Here is a 17,312-nt window from a genome sequence, read left to right on the forward strand (position 1 = left end):
CCGACACGCCCTCGGGTCAGAGGTAGTCGACGCCGTAGAGGTCGTCGTAGTCCGGCGCCGCGTCGCCGTGCGGGGCCGTCGGGAGCGGGGCCTCGTCGTGCAGCTCGAGCACGACCGAGCTGGCCGCGGTCAGCAGCACCTCGACCTGCCCGCCGAGCACCGTCGTCAGGGACAGGAAGGCCGGGGCGGTGCGCATCGCTTCGAGCACGTCCTGCTTGGTCCGCTCCATCGTCGCGTCCGCGGCGAGGAGGTACGTCCGCTCGGACACCGTCACCTGCAGCATGGTTCCCCCGTCTCGTGGGGCCTCTCGGCCCGGATCCTCAGCGTACGGAGCGGAGCGGATCGGGATGACCGCGTTGACCGGCCGACGGCCGTCGGCTAGGGCGCGCTCCCGCGGCCGGTGCCAGCGGGGGGCCGGAGCGGTGATCCTCATGCGCTGTCCCGCCACTCCGGCCACGGCGTGACGACCGTCATCGGATCCGCGGCACCCGCACCGCCCGGGCCTCCGCCGGCGGGGGACAGCAGCTCCGCCAGCCGGAGCGCCGCCGCCCGGGCGATCAGCGCGCGATCGATGGTGAGCGAGGTCAGGCTCGGGAGCATCGCCGCGCCCAGGCTCAGGCCGTCGATCCCCGCGATGCGGACGTCGCGCGGCACCTCGAGCCCGAGGCGGCTCGCGCGCTGCAGGGCGCCGAGCGCCATCATGTCGTTGAACGCGATGACGGCGTCGACCTCGGGGTGCGCGGCCAGCAGCTCGCCGAAGGCGTCGGCTCCGCCGGCGATGGTGTCGCCGCCGGTCGCGACGAGCGCGGCCTCGCCGGGCGCGAGGCACTCCTCGAATCGCAGCCGGCGCGCGCTCGGGGCGTACTCGTCGGGCTCGGCGTGGTCGAGCATCCCGATGGTGCGCGCCCCGCGCTCGCGCAGCCCGTCGACCAGCGCGCGCATCCCGGGCGCGAAGTCCACGGCGATGGCGTGCACGCCCGGCAGCTCGTCGTCGCGCTCGATCAGCAGGACCGGCACCCCGCGCGCCGCCCGGCGGATCGACTCCAGGCTCTCCCGGGCGAGATAGCCGACGATGACGTCGACCTGGGTGGCCAGGTCCGCCACGATCTGCTCCTCGGACTCGTTCGTCTCGGCGACGACGACGACCTGCCAGCCGCGCGCGGCGAACTCCTCCAGCAGGTCGGCGGCGAGGTCGGTGTAGTACGGGTTCCGCAGCGAGGTGATCACGAGGCCGACCGCGATGCTCTTCTGCCGGGCCATGTTGGCGGCGAACCGGCTGGGGACGTAGCCGAGGGCCTCGCTCACGGCGAGCACGCGCTCGCGGGTGGCGGCGCTGATCTCGGACATGCCGTTCATCGCGCGCGTCACGGTCTGCCGCGAGACGCCGGCCTCGCGGGCGACGTCGCGGATGGTGGCGCGGCGAACCGGCAGGTCTCTCGGTGGACGAGGGGGCATCGGCGGTTCGCCGGAGCGGTCCACAGCGGCCCTCCTTCTCTCAGTCTCGTCTGGCAACACGCATATGGCGACAGCGCCTCGCGTCTTCGGCGACAGCTGCCTTGACAGGTCGACGGCCGCCAGCTTAGCGTGTGGGCACTCGTGGTCCGTGACCGTTCACGTGAACGGTCACGGCTGCCGCGTTCCCCTGCCGCTCACCCTTCGATGGAGAAGACCACCATGCCCCTCGTCTCGAACACCCTGGTCCGGCGATCGCTCGCCGGAGCGACCGCGCTCGCGCTGACGGCGGGCCTGGCGGCCTGCACCGACAGCGGTCCGGCCGCCGACGACGGCGCCGTCGACGTCCTCGTCGCGCAGAGCACGGCGCAGGTGCCGGTCAGCGAGACGCCCTGGGCCGCGGCGCTCGCGGCCGAGACCGGCTGCACGGTGAACTGGAACACGATCGACGACACCGCGTGGACCCAGCAGAAGAACCCCTCGCTCGCCGCGGGGGACGTGCCGGACATCGCGCTCCGGGCGGTCGGCGCGAACGACGCGGTGCAGTACCCGGGCCTCTTCGAGGACATCGCGCCGCACCTGGACGACCTGCCGAACGTGCGGCGGTTCTTCGAGGAGAAGCCCGACGCGCGCCGGCTGGTCGAGAACGAGAAGGGCGAGATCCACTCGCTCTCCTCGTCCCGCGGCAGCGGCTACCGCGGCTCCGGCCAGCACATGATGATCAACCGGGCCTGGCTCGACGCCCTCGGCCTCGAGGTCCCGCGGACCTGGGACGAGCTGACGACGGTGCTGCAGGCGTTCAAGACGCAGGACCCGAACGGCAACGGGCAGGCGGACGAGGTCCCGTTCAACGTCCGCCGCCTCGAGACGGCCGGCTTCGGCTGGTACAGCCCGTTCCTGCTGCTGAACTCCACCGGCATCGCGACCTCGTTCAACAAGGGTCCGTCGGCGCAGGGGATCCACGTCTCCGACGGACGGGTCGCCAACTTCCTCGTCTCGGACGAGTACCGCCGGGTGGTGTCGTACCTGCACGAGCTGCTCGCGGCCGGCCTCATCCCGGCCGACGCGCTCACCAAGGACGATTCGGCGTACTACGCCGCTCAGGCGGGCGACGGGGAGACCGCGCAGATCGGCCTGATCTTCGGCTGGTCGCTCGCCGACTTCGGGGATCTCCGCGACCAGTACGTGGCGATGCCCGCTCCCGCCGCCTCCGCGAGCATGTCCGCCGAGGACGTGGTCTGGGACGGCTCGGACAACGAGTTCGAGGGCGGGAAGCTCGCCGTCTCGGCGGCCGCGGCGGGCGACGAGTGCGTGTGGAAGGTGGTCGACGCCCTCTACAGCGAGAAGTACTCGATCCAGCAGTTCACCGGTTCGATCCCCGAGTTCGTCACGGACGACGGCGACGGCACGTACTCGGTCACCGAGGCGTACCGGGCCGCCGTCGCGGACGGTCGCGACCCTGCGCTCGCCGACCGCCTGGCCGGCTGGATCCCCGACTCGGTCACCCTGAACGGGGACTGGAACCGCGACGATCTCCGTGAGGTGGACGACGTCTACACCGAGCAGTACTCGCACTACGACCACGTGCGCGACCTGATGCCCGACTACGTCCGGCTGTCCGCCGAGGACGCGATCACCGCCGCCAACAACGACACCGCCGTGCTCAACTACGCGCTGCAGAAGACGTCGCAGTGGATCGCGGAGGGCGGGGTCGACGAGGACTGGGACGAGTACGTCGCCCAGCTCGAGTCGATCGGCCTCGTGCAGAACGTCGAGCTCTGGCAGAAGGCCTACGACCTCGCGACCGCGGCGTCATGACGCGGACGGCTCTCGACGCTCCGTCGGCCGGGGCGCCCCTCACCCCGCCCGCGGGGGCGCCGCTCCCGGTCCCGCCCCGGCCGCTGCGCGCCCTCCGCAGCGTGCGCAACCAGTGGCAGCTCTGGCTGATGGTGCTGCCGGCGCTGGTCTTCACCGCCGTCTTCGCCTACGTGCCGCTGTACGGACTCCAGCTCGCCTTCCGGACCTATGTCCCCGCGCGCGGGCTCAGCGGCGGGGAGTGGGTCGGCCTCGACTACTTCGTGCAGTTCTTCGAGTCGCCGCTGTTCTCGACGATCGTGCTGAACACCGTGCAGATCAGCCTCTGGACGCTCGCGATGGGGTTCGTCGCGCCGATCGTGCTGGCGCTGCTGATCAACCAGATCAGCGCCGGCCGCCTCAAGAGCTTCGTGCAGACGATCACCTACATGCCGCACTTCATCTCGGTCGTGGTGATCGTCGCGATGATCAACATCTTCCTGCGGCCCGAGAACGGGCTCCTCGGCCGGTTCCTGCCGGGGCAGAACCTCCTCGCCGAGCCGGACGCCTTCTCGGCGATCTACTGGGTGAGCGAGGTCTGGCAGCACTGCGGCTGGAACGCGATCATCTACCTCGCCGCGCTCTCGACCGTCGACACCTCGCTCTACGAGGCCGCGAAGATCGACGGCGCGGGGCGGCTCCGGCTCATCCGCTACGTCGACGTCCCGACGATCCTGCCGACCGCGGCCATCCTGCTCATCCTCAACATGGGGTCGGTGCTGAGCGTCGGCTTCGAGAAGGTCTACCTGATGCAGAACTCGCTCAACCTGTCCTCCGCGGAGGTCATCGCGACCTACACCTACAAGATCGGCATCCTCAGCAATCAGTTCTCCTACTCCACCGCCATCGGCCTCTTCAACACGGTGATCAACTTCACCCTGCTGATCGTGGCCAACCAGCTCGCCAAGCGCGCCACGGGTTCCAGTGTCTTCTGAGCGCGGAGGGTCTTCTGAGCGCGGAGGGGCGAGCCGCCGCTGGGACCCCTGGACCCCGAGGGAGAGGACGTCCATGACCCCTGCACCGGACACCCGCGGCATCGCCGTCGCCGACGCCCGAGCCGGCGGCAGCGCACCCCTTCCGCCGCGCCGACGGCGCCGCACGGTGCCGAAACGGCCGCTCGACCGGGTGATCGACGCGGTCGCCGGCCTCCTGATCGCGATCGTCGTGTTCGCCGTGCTCTACCCGCTCTGGTTCATCGTCGTGGCGTCGTTCTCCGATCCGGGTGCGGTCTCCTCGGGGCGGCTCACGCTGATCCCGGAGGGGTTCCGGCTCTCGGGCTACGAGCGGCTGCTGCAGGACGAGCGGATCTGGAACGGCTACCGGAACTCCGTCGTCTACGCCGTCCTCGGGACGGCGCTGAACCTGCTCGTCACGATCCCGGCGGCGTTCGCGCTCTCCCGGCCCGAGTTCCGGCCGCGGCGGGTGCTGCTGCTGGTGTTCGCGGTCACGCTGTTCTTCTCCGGCGGACTGATCCCGAACTACCTGCTCTACCGCGATCTCGGGCTGCTGAACTCGATGTGGGTGTTCGTGCTCCCGGGTGCCCTCAGCGTCTTCAACCTGATCATCGCCCGGTCGTTCTTCGAGACCTCGATCCCCGAGGAGCTGCACGACGCGGCCCGCATCGACGGAGTGACCTACCTCGGCTTCTTCCTGCGGATCGTGCTCCCGCTCTCCGCCGCGATCATCGCCGTGATCGGGCTGTACTACTTCGTCGGGCACTGGAACGACTACTTCACCGGCCTGGTCTTCGTCCGCGACGCCTCACTCCTGCCGCTGCAGAACGTGCTGCAGAGCATCCTTCTCGCGAACCAGTCGGTCGCGGGCCAGGGCGGCAGCGGCGGGCAGTCCGCGCAGCAGCTGCAGGAGACCGCGGACCAGATCAAGTACGGCGTGATCATCGTCTCGACGCTGCCGCTGCTCGTGCTCTACCCGTTCCTGCAGCGCTACTTCGACAAGGGCGTGCTGGTCGGGGCGGTGAAGGGCTGATGGCGTCGCTCGCCGAGCGCTACGAGGCGGCCTGCCGGGTCGTGCTGCTCGTACTGGTCGTCTCGGCGGCGATGCTGCTCTTCACGTTGCGCGGGGTGGTCATCGCCGGGTTCTTCCCCTCGGTGGCCGCCGCGCACGCGGTCCATCGCGCCCGGCTGCTCGACCCGGACGGTCCGTGGTCGCTCCGGCAGACCGTCTCGCTGTTCGCGCGGTTCTGGCGCGACGAGTTCCCGCGCGCGAACGTGCCGGGCTGCGCCCTGCTCGGCGTCGGCGCGGTCCTCTGGGTCGACCACCGGATCCTCGGCGGCGTCGAGGTGGACGGCCTCGGTGTCGCGGTGACCGGTGTCCTCCTCGTGGTCTCAGCCCTCTTCGCGCTCTTCGCCGTGGAGTTCTGGGTGGTCCGCGCGCACTTCGCGGAGCGGACGCGCTGGCAGCTGCGCACCACCGCGCAGCTGCTGCTCGCGCGACCGCTCTGCACCCTGATGCTGGGCGCGGTGCTGCTCCTGCTGCTGGCGCTCGCGACGAGTCTCCCCGGGCTCGGCCTCGCGGCCGCCGGGGCCGTCCTCCCGTTCGCCGCGACCGTCGTCGTCGCCGCCTTCGGCCGGCTGCCGGGCCTCAGCCGATCCGCGGCTCGGTGCTGAGGGAACGGACGCGGTGTCGCCCCATCATGCTGGTCGAACAGCCCCGCGGGGGCGACATCATGGTGGTCGAGTAGCCCCGCAGGGGCGTATCGAGACCCGCCGTTAGCAGCAGGGCGGTCTGCAGACTCGTCCTCTGACTCTGGTGGGTCTCGATACGCCCCTCCGCGGCTACTCGACCAGCAGGTGTCGGCGGCGATCAGAAGCGCGGCGGGAGGGCGGCGAGTAGCGAGTCGGGCTGCACGGGGAGGTCGCGGACGCGGACGCCGGTGGCGTGGAAGACGGCGTTGGCGACGGCCGCCGCGGTGCCCACGTTGCCGATCTCGCCGATGCCCTTGCCGCCCATCGGCGCGAGGTGCGGGTCCTCCTCGTCCAGCCACTCCGCCCGCAGGTCGAGCACGTCGGCGTTCGCCGCCACGTGGTACGTCGCGAAGTCGTGGTTGGCGTAGTCGCCGAGCACCGGGTCGAGGGCGCCGTGCTCGTGCAGCGCCATCGAGAGGCCCATGGTCATGCCGCCGAGGAACTGCGAGCGCGCGGTGCGCGGGTTGAGGATCCGGCCCGCGGCGAAGACGCCGAGCATCCGCGGCACCTGGATCTCGCCCGAGTCGAGGTCCACCCGCGCCTCGACGAAGTGGGCGCCGTAGGCGTAGCGGGCGAAGTCGCCCATTCCGGCGACGTCCTCCGTGGTGTCGACGACGACGTCGAGGCCCTCCGGGGGCAGCGGCTGCCCGTCGGCCAGCAGGGCGAGCAGGCGGTGGCAGGCCTTCGTGACGGCCCAGCCCCACGATCCGGTGCCCGAGGAGCCGCCGGCGACCGGGCCCTGCGGCAGCGCACTGTCGGCGATGACGATCTCGATCCGGTCGACCGGCACGTCCAGCGCGTCGGCGGCGACCTGGGTGAGCACCGTGCGGGCGCCCTGGCCGATGTCGGTCGCGTTGACCGCGATCGCGAAGCGGCCGCCGGGCAGCGCGGTGGCCCGCGCCCCGCTCGGCGAGGTGAGCACGGGGTAGGTGGCGCCCGCGACCCCGGTGCCGACCAGCCAGCGGCCGCGGCGGTCCCTGCCTGCCCGCGGATCGCGGTCCTCCCAGCCGAACAGCTCCGCTCCGCGACGGAAGCACTCGAGGTAGTGCCGGCTGGAGAACGGCGAGCCCGAATCAGGATCGACGTCCGGCTCGTTGCGCACCCGCAGCTCGATCGGGTCGATCCCGGCGGCGACCGCGAGCTCGTCCATCGCCGACTCGAGCGCGTACATGCCGGGGCACTCGCCTGGCGCGCGCATCCAGCGCGGCGTCGGCACGTCGAGCGCCGCGACCCGGTGGGTGACCAGTCGGTTCGGCGCCGCGTAGAGGTGGCGGGTGGCCTCACCGGTCTGCTCGGCGAACTCCTGGATCGTGGAGGTGTGCGAGAAGGCCTCGTGCGCGATCGCGGTGAGCCGCCCCTCCGCATCGGCCGCGAGCCGGACGTGCGAGATCGTCGGCGTGCGGTAGCCGGCCAGCGCGAACATCATCTGCCGGGTGTAGGCGATCTTGATCGGCCGGCCGGTGAGGATGGCCGCCATCGTCGCGAGCACCACGTTCGGCCGCGGCGAGCCCTTCGAGCCGAAGCCGCCGCCGACGTGCTCGCTGCGCACCCGGATGACGGAGGGATCGAGCGAGAACAGCGTCGCGAGGGTCGACTGCACCGAGCTCGTGCCCTGCGAGGAGTCGAGGACGTCGAGGTGCCCGTCGGCCCAGGTGACGACCGAGGCGTGCGGCTCCATCGGCGAGTTGAACAGCGCCGGGGTGGAGTAGCGCGCGTCGATCGAGACGGCCGCCGCCGCGATCGCCGCGTCGACGTCGCCGTCGGAGCTGTCGGTCGGGAAGCCGGCGTTGACCTGCTCCGGCGCGTAGAGCTTGGGCTGGTCCTCGGTGAGCACGACGTCGGTCCCGGAGTCGACGTACTCGACGCGCAGCGCGGCGGCGGCCTCGCGGGCGGTCTCGAGCGTCTCGGCGAGGACGAGCGCGATCACCTGGCCGCGGTAGGCGACCGCGTGCGACTGCAGCACCTGCAGCTCCCCGTCGTCCGCGTCCTCGAGCGGCAGCGCGGAGTCGGGGGTGATCACCGAGTGCACGCCAGGAAGCGCGAGCACGGCGTCGACGTCGATCCGCCGCACCATGCCCGTCGCGACGGCCGACTGCACGGGCCAGGCGTGCAGCAGACCCTCCGGCGAGTGCTCGAAGGCGTAGCGGGCCGCGCCGGTGACCTTGTCTCGGCCCTCCAGCCGGGCCAGTGGTGTGCCCAGCGGTGTGCCCAGTGGTGTGCCGAGGGCCGTGCCGAGCGCGGTCATGCCGCCACCTCCTCGTCGAGTCCGGCGAGCTCGGCGAGGACGCCGACGATCAGCCGCGTGAGCAGCGGGACCTTGAAGGCGTTCTGCTCGGTCGGCGTCGCGGCGGCGAGCTCCACCTCCGCCGCACGCGTGAACGCCTCGACGGTCGCGGGGCCGCCGCGGAGCAGGTCCTCCGCGATCCGCGCGCGCCAGGGCGCGTGCGCGACCGCGCCGAGGGCGAGGCGGACGTCGGTCACCGTCCCGTCGGTCACGTCCAGCGCCGCGGCGACCGAGCCGAGTGCGAAGGCGTAGGAGCGGCGGTCGCGGGCCTTGCGGTAGGTGGAGGTCGCGGCGAACGGCAGTGGCGGCAGCTCGACGGCGGTGATCACCGCACCCGCCGGCAGGTTCGTGTCGCGCTCGGGGTGCTCGCCGGGGAGCCGGAAGAAGTCGCTGATCGGCAGGCTCGCCGGCCCGTCGACGGTCTCGAAGCGGACGGCGGCGTCGAGGGCGGTGAGTGCGACGGCCATGTCGCCGGGGTGGGTCGCGATGCAGAGGTGCCCGGGGTCGGCGCCGATGGCGATGCCGAGGATCGCGAGCTCGCGGGAGACGCCCTTCAGAGCGGAGCAGCCGGTGCCCGGCTCGCGCTTGTTGCACGGCTTCGACACGTCCGTGAAGGAGGTGCAGCGGGTGCGCTGCAGCAGGTTCCCGCCGGTCGAGGCCTGGTTCCGCAGCTGGCCGGAGGCGCCGGCGAGCAGCGCGCGGCTGAGGGCCGGGTAGCGGCGGCGGACGAGCGGGTGCGCGGCGAGGTCGCTGTTCGCGACTCCCGCGCCGATCAGGAGTCCGCCCTCGGCCGTCTCCTCGACGCCGCCGAAGTCGACGCGGCTGACGTCGACCAGCGCGGCGGGGCGCTCGACGCCGAGCTTCATCAGGTCGACGAGGTTGGTGCCGCCCGCGAGCGGCTTCGCCTCGGGGGACGCGGCGAGCAGGCGCACGGCGTCGGCGACGTCCGCGGCCCGCTGGTACTCGAAGGTCCTCATCGCGCGGTCTCCGTCTCGCTCGGGTGCTCCGCCGCGTCGTGGACGGCGGGCACGATGTTGGCGTAGGCGCCGCAGCGGCAGAGGTTGCCGCTCATCCGCTCGCGCACCTCCTCGTCGTCGAGGACCACGTTCTCGGTGCCGAGCTCGGCGGTGACGTGGCTGGGCATGCCCGCGCGCGCCTCGGCGAGCATCCCGACCACCGAGCAGATCTGCCCCGGCGTGCAGTAGCCGCACTGGTAGGCGTCGCGCTCGAGGAACGCCCGCTGCACCGGATGCAGGTCGTCGCCGTCGGCCAGGCCCTCGATCGTGGTGACCTCGCGGCCGTCCAGCGACACCGCCAGCACGAGGCAGCTGTTGGTCCGGCGTCCGTCGAGCAGCACGGTGCAGGCGCCGCACTGGCCGTGATCGCAGCCCTTCTTCGAGCCGGTGAGGTCGAGCCGCTCCCGGAGCAGATCGAGGAGGGTGGTGCGGTTGTCGACCTCGACCGCTCTCGACTCGCCGTTCACGGTGACGTCGATCGCGGTCGACGGCACGGACCTGGTCTCGCTGCGCTCCGCCATGGCTGAAAGCTACCCGCGGGAGAGGGCGCACGAGGGGGCCCTTCTCGGGCGGGCCGCGGAGGGCTACCCTCCGCCCGCGACGCCGCGCGCCGGGTAGAGCGCGACCGCCTCCGGATCGATCACGAAGTCGACCTCGTCGTCGATCCCCGCGCCGAGGGCGGCGAGCTGAGCGGGGGAGAGGTCGGCCGCGATGCCGGCGGCGCGCACCCGCACGAGGTCGCCGCGCCGCTCGAGGTCGCGGATGCGGGCGCGGACCCGGCCTGCGCCCGGCGCTCCCGGCAGGGCCGGCGCGACCGTCACGGAGGCGGGCCGGAACGCGGCCGCGGCCCGCACGCCCGCGGCGACGGAGCCCGCCGCGCGCAGCTCCACGCCGTCGTCGGTCCGCAGCCCGGTGCCGGTCGCCGTGCCCGTCAGCAGATTGAGCGCCGCCAGCTCGGCGGTGAACGGGCTCTGCGGCCGCTCCAGCACCTCGTGGGTGGGGCCGTCCTCGATCACCCGACCGCCGTGCAGCACCACGACGCGGTCGGCCAGCGTGTAGGCGTCGAGCACGTCGTGGGTGATCAGGATCGTGGTCCGCCCGGGCAGGACGCGGCGCAGCATCCGCCGCAGCAGCGGGGCGACCGCGACGTCCAGCGCGGCCATCGGCTCGTCGAGCAGCAGCAGCTCCGGGCTCGGAGCGAGCGCCCGGGCGACGGCCACCCGCTGCGCCTGCCCGCCCGAGAGCTGCGCCGGCCGGCGGTCGGCGAGGTCGACGGCGTCGACGGCCTCGAGCCAGGTGCGCGCGGTCTCGGCCGCGGCGGAGCGGCCGGCGCCGGTGCTGCGCGGGCCGAAGGCGACGTTGTCGAGCACGCTGAGGTGCGGGAACAGCAGTGGTTCCTGGGCGAGCAGGGCGACGCTGCGGCGGTGCGGCGGCAGGTGCAGGCGGCGGGCGGAGTCGAACAGGGTCGCTCCGGCCAGGGTCGCGTGTCCGTCGTCGGCGCGGAGGAGGCCGGCGAGCAGCCCGACGAGCGTGGACTTGCCGGCGCCGTTCGGGCCGAGGACGGCCGTGGTCGTCCCGGTCTCGACCCGCAGCGCGACGTCGACGCCGCGGGCGTGCAGCCGCGCGTCGATCTCGAGCGTCACGGGCGCACCTCCGTCCGGGCGGCGCGCGGCCGGCGGTGCGCGAGCCCGATCACGAGGACCGCGACGACGACCAGCACCAGCGAGAGGGCGACCGCGGCGTCCGGGTCGGTCTCGCGCTGCAGGTAGATCTCGAGCGGCAGCGTGCGGGTGACGCCCTGCAGGCTGCCGGCGAAGGTCAGCGTCGCGCCGAACTCGCCGAGCGCGCGGGCGAAGGAGAGGATCGCGCCGGAGAGCAGCCCGGGCAGGATCAGGGGCAGGGTGACCCGGCGCAGCACGGTCGAGGGCCGGGCGCCGAGGGTCGCGGCGACGCTCTCGTAGCGGTCGCCGGCCGAGCGGAGCGCCCCCTCGAGGCTGAGCACGAGGAACGGCAGGGCGACGAAGGTCTGCGCGAGGATCACCGCGGTGGTGGAGAACGCGATCCGGATCCCGAGCGCCTCGAGGGCGCCGCCGAGCAGGCCGAGCCGCCCGAAGGTGTAGAGCAGGGCGATGCCGCCGACCACCGGGGGGAGCACGAGCGGGAGCAGCACGAGGGCGCGCACCAGGCCCTGGCCGGGGAAGGAGGTGCGCGCGAGGGTCAGCGCCATCGGCACGCCGATCACGAGGCAGAGTGCGGTGGCGGCGGCGGCGGTGCGCAGGCTCAGCAGGAGCGCCGCGATCGAGGAATCCGAGGTGATCAGCGGGACGAATACGGCCCAGTCGACGCGGGTGAGGATGCCGACCAGCGGCAGCAGCACGAAGGCGCCGCCGACGACCGCGACGGCGACGACCCAGCGGGGGACTCCCGCGGAGAGCGTCACCGGCCGGCGGGTCACGGGCGAGCGCGTCACGGGCGAGCGCGTCACGGGCGAGCGCGTCACGCCTTCCCGTTCGGGGTCTCCACCACGACCATCGTCGCCTTGACGATCGCGATCGCGGGCGAGCCCGGCTCGAGGCCGAGCTCGCGGACGGCCTCGGCGGACATCAGTGAGACGACGCGGTGCGGGCCGCACTGCAGCTCGACCTGCGCCATCACGGTGTCGGAGACCACCTCGGTGACGATGCCGACGAAGCGGTTGCGCGCCGAGCGGCCCACCTCGCTCGGGTCGACGGGGAGGATCGCGTTCTGCCGGGCGAGGCGGGCGAGGTCGAGGCCCTCGACGACGCTGCGGCCGGACGCGTCCTTGCTGCTCGCGAGGGTGCCGTTCTCGATCCACCGGCGGACGGTGTCGTCGCTGACGCCGAGGTAGTCGGCGGCGTTCTTGATCCGGATCTGCGGCATGGGAGCCATCGTAGAGCCGATTCGGCGGAGGGGGCCGGTGCTCAGGGGGCGCCGAAGCCCGCCGAGGCGAGGACCGTGCGGCCGTCGTCGCCGGCCACGTACGCGGTGAAGGCGGCCGCGAGGTCCGGGTTCGCGGAGCCGGCGACCGGGGCGATCGGGTAGGTGTTCACGGCCTGCGACGACTCGGGGAACTCGATCCCGGTCACCGCGTCGCCGGCGGCGGCGACGTCGGTGACGTAGACCAGGCCGGCGTCGGCCTCGCCCGAGGTGACCTTGCCGAGGACGTCGGTGACCGACGACTCCTCGCTGACCGGCCGGAGGTCGACGCCGGTCGCGGTCTCCACGGTGACCGTCGCCGCGCCGCACGGGACCTGGGCCGCGCAGACGACCGTCTTCACGCCCTCGCGGGCGAGGTCGGCGAACGAGGCGATCCCCGCGGGGTTGGCCGGCGGGACGGCGATCTCGAGGGTGTTGGTCGCGAAGTCGACGGGGTCGCCCTCGATGAGGTCGGCGTCGGTGAGCTTCGCCATGTTCTTCTCGTCGGCCGAGGCGAAGACGTCGGCGGGGGCGCCGTTGGTGATCTGGGTCACCAGGTCGGACGAGCCGGCGAAGGTGAGCTCGACGGTGGTGCCCGGGTGCTCGGCCTCGAAGGCGGTCGCGATCTCGGTGAAGGTGCCCTTCAGCGACGCGGCGGCGTAGACGGTGATCGAGCCGGAGAGTGCGCTGGTCGCGGTCGGCGTGCTCGAGGCCTCGGCTGTCGCGGTCTCGGCGGGTGCCGAGGCGGAGCAGCCGGCCAGGACCGCGAGGAGGGCCGCGGAGGAGAGCAGTGCGGCGGCGGCGCGGGGCAGCGTCATGGAGGGGCCTTCCTGGGTTCGACGGTGCGGGAAGGAGTTCCGCTTCTGCGTCTTAAAGGCCACTCTATTCCCGCGAAGGCGGAGCAGTGGCCGCACGGCGTCGGAGATCGCGGACCGGCCTCCACCCGGCGTCGGCAGGGCGAGTGTGCAGACCTGACGTGCTGGTGACGGCGGGTCTCGATACACCCCTGCGGGGCTACTCGACCAGCATGATGGCAAGCGGCGGCCACGCCCTTCCGACTCCTGGGAGGGAGCGTCCTCTTCGTGTCGGCCGTTCCATGCTGATCGAGTAGCCCGCGCAGCGGGCGCACCCCTGCTGATCGAGTAGCCCGCGCAGCGGGCGTATCGAGATCCACCAGCGTCAGAAGTGGAGTCTGCAGACCTGTCCTGCTGGTGACCGTGGGTCTCGATACGCCCCTGCGGGGCTACTCGACCAGCATGAGGCGCGATATGCCGCCCACGGCGGCTACTCGACCAGCATGAGCTGTCACCGGGTGGCGGTGAGCACGTCCGCGTACCGCTCGCTCGGGTCGAGGGCGAGGCCGGGCTTCACCGCGCGGGCGGTGTCGTCGGCGAGGACCTCGGCGGCGCCGCGCTCGAGGCCGTCGAGGGCGGCCGTCACGATCGCCTCGGGGCTCGACTTCGGGGCGTCCGACCACGAGGCCATGTCGGTGTCGACGAGGCCCATGTGCAGGCCGAGCACCTGGGTGCCCTGCGGAGCGAGGGCCAGGCGCAGGCCGTCGGTGACGCTCCAGGCCGCGGCCTTGGACATCGAGTACGACTCCGAGCCCGGGAACGAGACGAAGGCCGACACGGAGAGCACGTTCAGCACGGCGCCGCCGCCCGCCCGGCCGAGGCTCCCGGCGAAGGCGCGCGCGAGCATCAGCGGCGCGAAGGCGTTGGTCTCGACCGTGCGGCGGATCTCGTCGAGGTCGCCGGTGACGAAGTCGACAGTGGGGGCGATGCCGGCGTTGTTGACGACGATCGACACGTCGCCGAGGCTCGCCGCGAGCTCGGCGATGCGGTCCTGATCGGTCACGTCGAGCGCGATCGGCACGACGCCCGGCGCGGCGGCGATCGTCGAGGCGTCGCGCGCCGCGGCGTAGACGGTGCGGGCGCCGCGAGCCGTCAGCTGCCGGACGAACTCGGCGCCGATGCCGCGGTTGGCGCCGGTCACGAGCACGACGGAGTCCTGGATCTGCATGGGAGTGCCTTTCTGTAATGGTCGATAAAGAATCGGTGCGACGCACGCTAGCACGTTCCGTAGCGACTGTTATAGAATCGGAGCATGGCAGGACGACCGAGGGGCTTCGACCGCGACGAGGCGCTCGACACGGCGATGCGCCGCTTCTGGAGCGACGGCTACGACGAGACGACGGTCGCCGTGCTCACCCGAGAGATCGGCATCTCGGCGCCGAGCCTCTACGCGGCCTTCGGCGACAAGGACGAGCTGTTCCGTGCCGCCGCGAGCTGCTACGCGGACACCGCCGATGCCGCCCTCGCCCGGCTCCTCGACGCGCCGACGGCCTGGGACGCGCTGGCCGCCGTCGTCCGCTCGAGCGCCGCGGGCTACTCCGACCCGGGCACGCCCTCCGGCTGCTTCGTGCTGAGCGAGCCGCGCCTGGCCGAGCGCCGCCGTTCGATGGAGGACGTCATCGCCGCGCGCATCGAGCGGGGGATCGCCGAGAGGGATGTGCCGCCCGGCACCGACGCGGCGCGGACGGCCGCCTTCGTCGTCGCGGTGCTGACCGGGATGTCGACGCAGGCCCGCGACGGTGGGAGCGCGGAGCGCGTCGCCGAGATCGGCGAGCTCGCCCTCGCGGCGCTGCCGCGCCCGTGACCGCCCCGCCCGGGAGCGCCCGGCAGCACCTCGCCGCCGCCGCCGATCTCGCCCGCCGGCACCTGGAGCATCCGGAGCGCGCCGCCGCGCTGGACCTGCGGCTGCACCGGGTCACGGCGCCGACCTCGCTGGTCTACACGCGCTTCCCGCCGACGCTGAGCCTCGTGCTCTCCGGCCGGAAGCGTTCGATCGTCGGCGACTCGGATGAGCAGTGGGGCGCCGGCCGCTTCCTGATCACGCCGGTCGACCTGCCGGTGATCGCGGCTGTCGTCGAGACCGGCGAGCAGGGCGACTTCGTCTCGGCCAACTGGCACCTGGATCCGGTGCTCGTCGCCGAGGTCGCCGGGCTCGTCGCGCACCGGCCCGCCGCGGCGATCCCGGAGCGCATCGGCACGATCACCCCGGAGCTCGCCGACGCGCTGCACCGCCTGTTCCGGCTCCTGGACGCACCGGAGGAGATCCCGGTGCTCGGGCCGGCGGTGTCGCGCGAGCTGGTGCTCCGGCTGCTGCAGAGCGACCAGGCGCCGCGCCTGCTGTCGGCGTCGTCCGCCGTCCGCTCGGCCGCGGTGACCCGGGCGGTCGACGCGATGACCGGCGCGCTCGCCCACGGCTGGACGCTCGACGCGCTGGCCGCGGAGGCGAGCACGAGCGTGCCGACGCTCACCCGGCGGTTCCGCGAGCTGACCGGGATGTCGCCGCTCGGCTACCTGCGCCGGCTGCGGCTGGGCGAGGCGCGGCGCCTCCTGCTGGTGCGCGGCGAGACGGCCGCGGGCGCGGCGGCAGCGGTCGGCTATGCCAGCGCGTCGCACTTCGGCCGCGACTACCGCCGCGCCTACGAGACGACCCCCGCCGCCGACGCCGCGCTGCACCCGGGCCGGCTGGTGCAGGTCGACTGACCTGCGCTCCCGGGTCCGCGGTCAGCGCCGCGCGCCGACGATGCCGCCGTCGACCAGCAGGGTCGTGCCGTGCACGTAGGACGCTTCGTCGGTCGCGAGCCAGCGCACGGCCTGGGCGATCTCGTCCGGGCGGCCGGGGCGGCCGGCAGGGGTCGGGGCGGTCATCGCGTCGAGGATCGCCGAGGCGTGCGCGTTGCCGGGAGTGAGTGTCGCGCCGGGGGCGACCGCGACGACGCGCACGCCGTCCGCGCCGTACTCGGCCGCCCAGGCGCGGGTGAGGTGGTCGAGCGCGGCCTTGGTCGCCGGGTAGAGGGCGGTGCCGAGGGTGCCGACGTGCGCCATCCACGACGTGATGTTGATGATCACGCCGGAGCCGCGCTCGGCCATCGCCGGCGCGATCGCTCCGACGAGCTGGTGCGGGACCCGGATGTTGGTGACGAGCAGCGCGTCGACGTCGGCGTCGCTCAGCTCGGCGGTCGGGCCGACGGGGAAGACGCCGGCGTTGTTGACGAGCACGTCGATCCGGCCGCCGAGCAGGCGCAGCGCCTCGGCGGCGACGGCTCGGGTGGCGTCGGGCGTGCCGCCGAGGTCGGCGACGAGCACGGCGGCGGTGCCACCGGCCGCGGTGATCGCCTGCGCGACCGCCTCGGTGCGCGCCCCGTCGCGGCCGTGCACGAGGACGTGCGCGCCGGACGAGGCGAGTCGGTGGGCGATGGCCTCGCCGAGTCCACTGGAGGAGCCGGTGACGAGGGCGGTGCGGCCGGCGAGCCGGTCGTCCGTGAGGAGGGGGACTGTGGTGGTGTCGGTCATGGATCCAGCCTCGCGGCGGGGGCCGACGGCGGGTGTCCCGATCGGATCGAGGGCTGTCGCGATCCGATCACGGCGCCGCCCCTGCCCCGGACGCGTGCTGATCGAGCAGCCCCTGCCTGCTGATCGAGTGGCCCGCCACGCGGGCGTGTCGAGCGGAGGGGGCGCCTCCGGCGCCAGTGCAGGACGGGGAAGAGACCGACGTCCCCGCGGTGGGCGGGTCTCGATACGCCCCTCCGGGGCTACTCGACCAGCATTTTTGCGGGCGTCTCTTCCAAGTAGATCCACCGTGCCGGCCTGGACGGGTCTCGATACGCCCCGCCGGGGCTGCTCGACCAGCATGTGCGGCCCGGAGCGCACGCCTGTATCGCGCACGCTGCCTGCTGATCGAGCAGCCCGCGGAGCGCACCGCGCATCCTGCTCGAGCAGCCCCTGCCTGCTGATCGAGTAGCCCGCGCAGCGGGCGTATCGAGACGCGCCGTCGTCAGAACGGCGCGGGAACGTCGATGAAGCGGGGCTTCGGCGGTGGGTCGGGCGGTCGGCCGGGGAGTGGCGGCGGCCGGTTGCTGATCCTTCGACCGGTCGGGCTCGTCCAGACGATCGTCCCGTCACCGCTCCCGATGTATGTCCACTGGTCGCCGTGCCGCAGATGGTGATGCGAGGTGCAGAGCGAGACGAGGTTCTCGAGGGAGGTCTCGCCGCC

17 protein-coding genes and 1 pseudogene are annotated in these 17,312 nt (G+C 73.1%); 6 read left to right on the plus strand and 12 right to left on the minus strand.

Annotation, left to right across the window (positions count from 1 at the left end; translation table 11 throughout):
- Positions 1 to 16: 16 nt before the first annotated feature.
- Together MT355_RS09045 and MT355_RS09050 are read right to left on the minus strand one after the other, a co-directional pair.
- Positions 17 to 274 (minus strand): hypothetical protein, encoded by a 258-nt coding sequence (locus tag MT355_RS09045; protein WP_243599253.1) that lies wholly within the window; start codon positions 272 to 274, stop codon positions 17 to 19.
- Positions 275 to 429: 155 nt separating this feature from the next.
- On the minus strand, positions 430 to 1,455 hold the full coding sequence (locus MT355_RS09050; RefSeq protein ID WP_243599254.1) for a LacI family DNA-binding transcriptional regulator: 1,026 nt from the start codon (positions 1,453 to 1,455) through the stop codon (positions 430 to 432).
- A 219-nt stretch (positions 1,456 to 1,674) separates the two neighbouring features.
- On the opposite strand from MT355_RS09050, the gene MT355_RS09055 reads away from it, so the two are divergent.
- From MT355_RS09055 to MT355_RS09070, 4 genes are all read left to right on the plus strand, one after another.
- Positions 1,675 to 3,270: an extracellular solute-binding protein gene (locus MT355_RS09055; protein WP_243599255.1), complete on the plus strand. Its 1,596-nt coding sequence runs from the start codon at positions 1,675 to 1,677 to the stop codon at positions 3,268 to 3,270.
- Positions 3,267 to 4,241, plus strand: coding sequence for a sugar ABC transporter permease (locus MT355_RS09060; RefSeq protein ID WP_243599256.1), 975 nt, complete (start codon positions 3,267 to 3,269; stop codon positions 4,239 to 4,241). Before MT355_RS09055 ends, MT355_RS09060 begins: the two co-directional genes overlap by 4 nt.
- Positions 4,242 to 4,314: 73 nt before the next feature.
- A complete protein-coding gene (locus tag MT355_RS09065; RefSeq protein ID WP_243599257.1) occupies positions 4,315 to 5,292 on the plus strand; it encodes a carbohydrate ABC transporter permease in 978 nt (325 codons plus the stop codon).
- A complete protein-coding gene (locus tag MT355_RS09070) occupies positions 5,292 to 5,933 on the plus strand; it encodes a DUF624 domain-containing protein (RefSeq protein ID WP_243599258.1) in 642 nt (213 codons plus the stop codon). Before MT355_RS09065 ends, MT355_RS09070 begins: the two co-directional genes overlap by 1 nt.
- A 196-nt stretch (positions 5,934 to 6,129) precedes the next feature.
- Here MT355_RS09070 and MT355_RS09075 read toward each other — a convergent pair whose 3' ends face one another.
- The 8 genes from MT355_RS09075 to MT355_RS09110 all read right to left on the minus strand — a co-directional run bounded on the left by MT355_RS09075 (position 6,130) and on the right by MT355_RS09110 (position 14,270).
- Positions 6,130 to 8,256, minus strand: coding sequence for a xanthine dehydrogenase family protein molybdopterin-binding subunit (locus tag MT355_RS09075; RefSeq protein WP_243599259.1), 2,127 nt, complete (start codon positions 8,254 to 8,256; stop codon positions 6,130 to 6,132).
- Complete coding sequence (locus tag MT355_RS09080; protein WP_243599260.1) at positions 8,253 to 9,272, minus strand: xanthine dehydrogenase family protein subunit M; 1,020 nt, start codon at positions 9,270 to 9,272, stop codon at positions 8,253 to 8,255. The genes MT355_RS09075 and MT355_RS09080 overlap by 4 nt, the downstream gene beginning before the upstream one ends.
- On the minus strand, positions 9,269 to 9,832 hold the full coding sequence (locus MT355_RS09085; RefSeq protein WP_243599261.1) for a 2Fe-2S iron-sulfur cluster-binding protein: 564 nt from the start codon (positions 9,830 to 9,832) through the stop codon (positions 9,269 to 9,271). The genes MT355_RS09080 and MT355_RS09085 overlap by 4 nt, the downstream gene beginning before the upstream one ends.
- A 63-nt stretch (positions 9,833 to 9,895) precedes the next feature.
- The gene (locus tag MT355_RS09090) at positions 9,896 to 10,954 is read right to left on the minus strand and encodes a sulfate/molybdate ABC transporter ATP-binding protein (protein ID WP_243599262.1); all 1,059 of its coding nucleotides are present in this window, start codon (positions 10,952 to 10,954) and stop codon (positions 9,896 to 9,898) included.
- Positions 10,951 to 11,781, minus strand: a complete 831-nt coding sequence (locus MT355_RS09095; RefSeq protein WP_243599263.1) for an ABC transporter permease — start codon at positions 11,779 to 11,781, stop codon at positions 10,951 to 10,953. The genes MT355_RS09090 and MT355_RS09095 overlap by 4 nt, the downstream gene beginning before the upstream one ends.
- A 26-nt stretch (positions 11,782 to 11,807) precedes the next feature.
- Positions 11,808 to 12,212, minus strand: coding sequence for a molybdopterin-binding protein (locus tag MT355_RS09100; RefSeq protein WP_123737136.1), 405 nt, complete (start codon positions 12,210 to 12,212; stop codon positions 11,808 to 11,810).
- A gap of 41 nt (positions 12,213 to 12,253) precedes the next feature.
- A complete protein-coding gene (gene modA, locus MT355_RS09105; RefSeq protein WP_243599264.1) occupies positions 12,254 to 13,066 on the minus strand; it encodes a molybdate ABC transporter substrate-binding protein in 813 nt (270 codons plus the stop codon).
- Positions 13,067 to 13,553: 487 nt separating this feature from the next.
- Positions 13,554 to 14,270 carry an SDR family oxidoreductase gene (locus MT355_RS09110; protein WP_243599265.1) on the minus strand — a complete coding sequence of 239 codons (717 nt, stop codon included), beginning with the start codon at positions 14,268 to 14,270 and terminating at the stop codon, positions 13,554 to 13,556.
- 84 nt (positions 14,271 to 14,354) lie between these two features.
- Here MT355_RS09110 and MT355_RS09115 point away from each other — a divergent pair, with 84 nt between their 5' ends.
- The gene (locus tag MT355_RS09115) at positions 14,355 to 14,906 is read left to right on the plus strand and encodes a TetR/AcrR family transcriptional regulator (protein ID WP_243599266.1); all 552 of its coding nucleotides are present in this window, start codon (positions 14,355 to 14,357) and stop codon (positions 14,904 to 14,906) included.
- Positions 14,903 to 15,802, plus strand: a complete 900-nt coding sequence (locus MT355_RS09120; protein ID WP_243599267.1) for an AraC family transcriptional regulator — start codon at positions 14,903 to 14,905, stop codon at positions 15,800 to 15,802. Before MT355_RS09115 ends, MT355_RS09120 begins: the two co-directional genes overlap by 4 nt.
- A gap of 21 nt (positions 15,803 to 15,823) precedes the next feature.
- Here the strand turns inward: MT355_RS09120 and MT355_RS09125 are convergent, their stop codons facing one another.
- Both MT355_RS09125 and MT355_RS09130 read right to left on the minus strand, forming a co-directional pair.
- On the minus strand, positions 15,824 to 16,612 hold the full coding sequence (locus MT355_RS09125; RefSeq protein WP_243599268.1) for an SDR family NAD(P)-dependent oxidoreductase: 789 nt from the start codon (positions 16,610 to 16,612) through the stop codon (positions 15,824 to 15,826).
- Positions 16,613 to 17,093: 481 nt separating this feature from the next.
- A pseudogene (locus MT355_RS09130) lies at positions 17,094 to 17,312 on the minus strand (HNH endonuclease); the annotation flags it as partial.

The sequence above is a fragment of the Rathayibacter sp. VKM Ac-2929 genome (assembly GCF_022815495.1).
In the GTDB taxonomy this organism is placed as follows: domain Bacteria; phylum Actinomycetota; class Actinomycetes; order Actinomycetales; family Microbacteriaceae; genus Rathayibacter; species Rathayibacter festucae.

Excerpts from the sequence above, each read along its gene's own strand:
- MT355_RS09070 (WP_243599258.1), top strand. The coding sequence starts at position 5,292 with ATGGCGTCGCTCGCCGAGCGCTACGAGGCGGCCTGCCGGGTCGTGCTG.
- MT355_RS09100 (WP_123737136.1), bottom strand. The coding sequence starts at position 12,212 with ATGCCGCAGATCCGGATCAAGAACGCCGCCGACTACCTCGGCGTCAGC.
- MT355_RS09055 (WP_243599255.1), top strand. The coding sequence starts at position 1,675 with ATGCCCCTCGTCTCGAACACCCTGGTCCGGCGATCGCTCGCCGGAGCG.
- MT355_RS09125 (WP_243599268.1), bottom strand. The coding sequence starts at position 16,612 with ATGACCGACACCACCACAGTCCCCCTCCTCACGGACGACCGGCTCGCC.
- MT355_RS09080 (WP_243599260.1), bottom strand. The coding sequence starts at position 9,272 with ATGAGGACCTTCGAGTACCAGCGGGCCGCGGACGTCGCCGACGCCGTG.
- MT355_RS09110 (WP_243599265.1), bottom strand. The coding sequence starts at position 14,270 with ATGCAGATCCAGGACTCCGTCGTGCTCGTGACCGGCGCCAACCGCGGC.
- MT355_RS09075 (WP_243599259.1), bottom strand. The coding sequence starts at position 8,256 with ATGACCGCGCTCGGCACGGCCCTCGGCACACCACTGGGCACACCGCTG.
- modA (WP_243599264.1), bottom strand. The coding sequence starts at position 13,066 with ATGACGCTGCCCCGCGCCGCCGCCGCACTGCTCTCCTCCGCGGCCCTC.
- MT355_RS09115 (WP_243599266.1), top strand. The coding sequence starts at position 14,355 with ATGGCAGGACGACCGAGGGGCTTCGACCGCGACGAGGCGCTCGACACG.
- MT355_RS09060 (WP_243599256.1), top strand. The coding sequence starts at position 3,267 with ATGACGCGGACGGCTCTCGACGCTCCGTCGGCCGGGGCGCCCCTCACC.
- MT355_RS09085 (WP_243599261.1), bottom strand. The coding sequence starts at position 9,832 with ATGGCGGAGCGCAGCGAGACCAGGTCCGTGCCGTCGACCGCGATCGAC.
- MT355_RS09050 (WP_243599254.1), bottom strand. The coding sequence starts at position 1,455 with ATGCCCCCTCGTCCACCGAGAGACCTGCCGGTTCGCCGCGCCACCATC.
- MT355_RS09065 (WP_243599257.1), top strand. The coding sequence starts at position 4,315 with ATGACCCCTGCACCGGACACCCGCGGCATCGCCGTCGCCGACGCCCGA.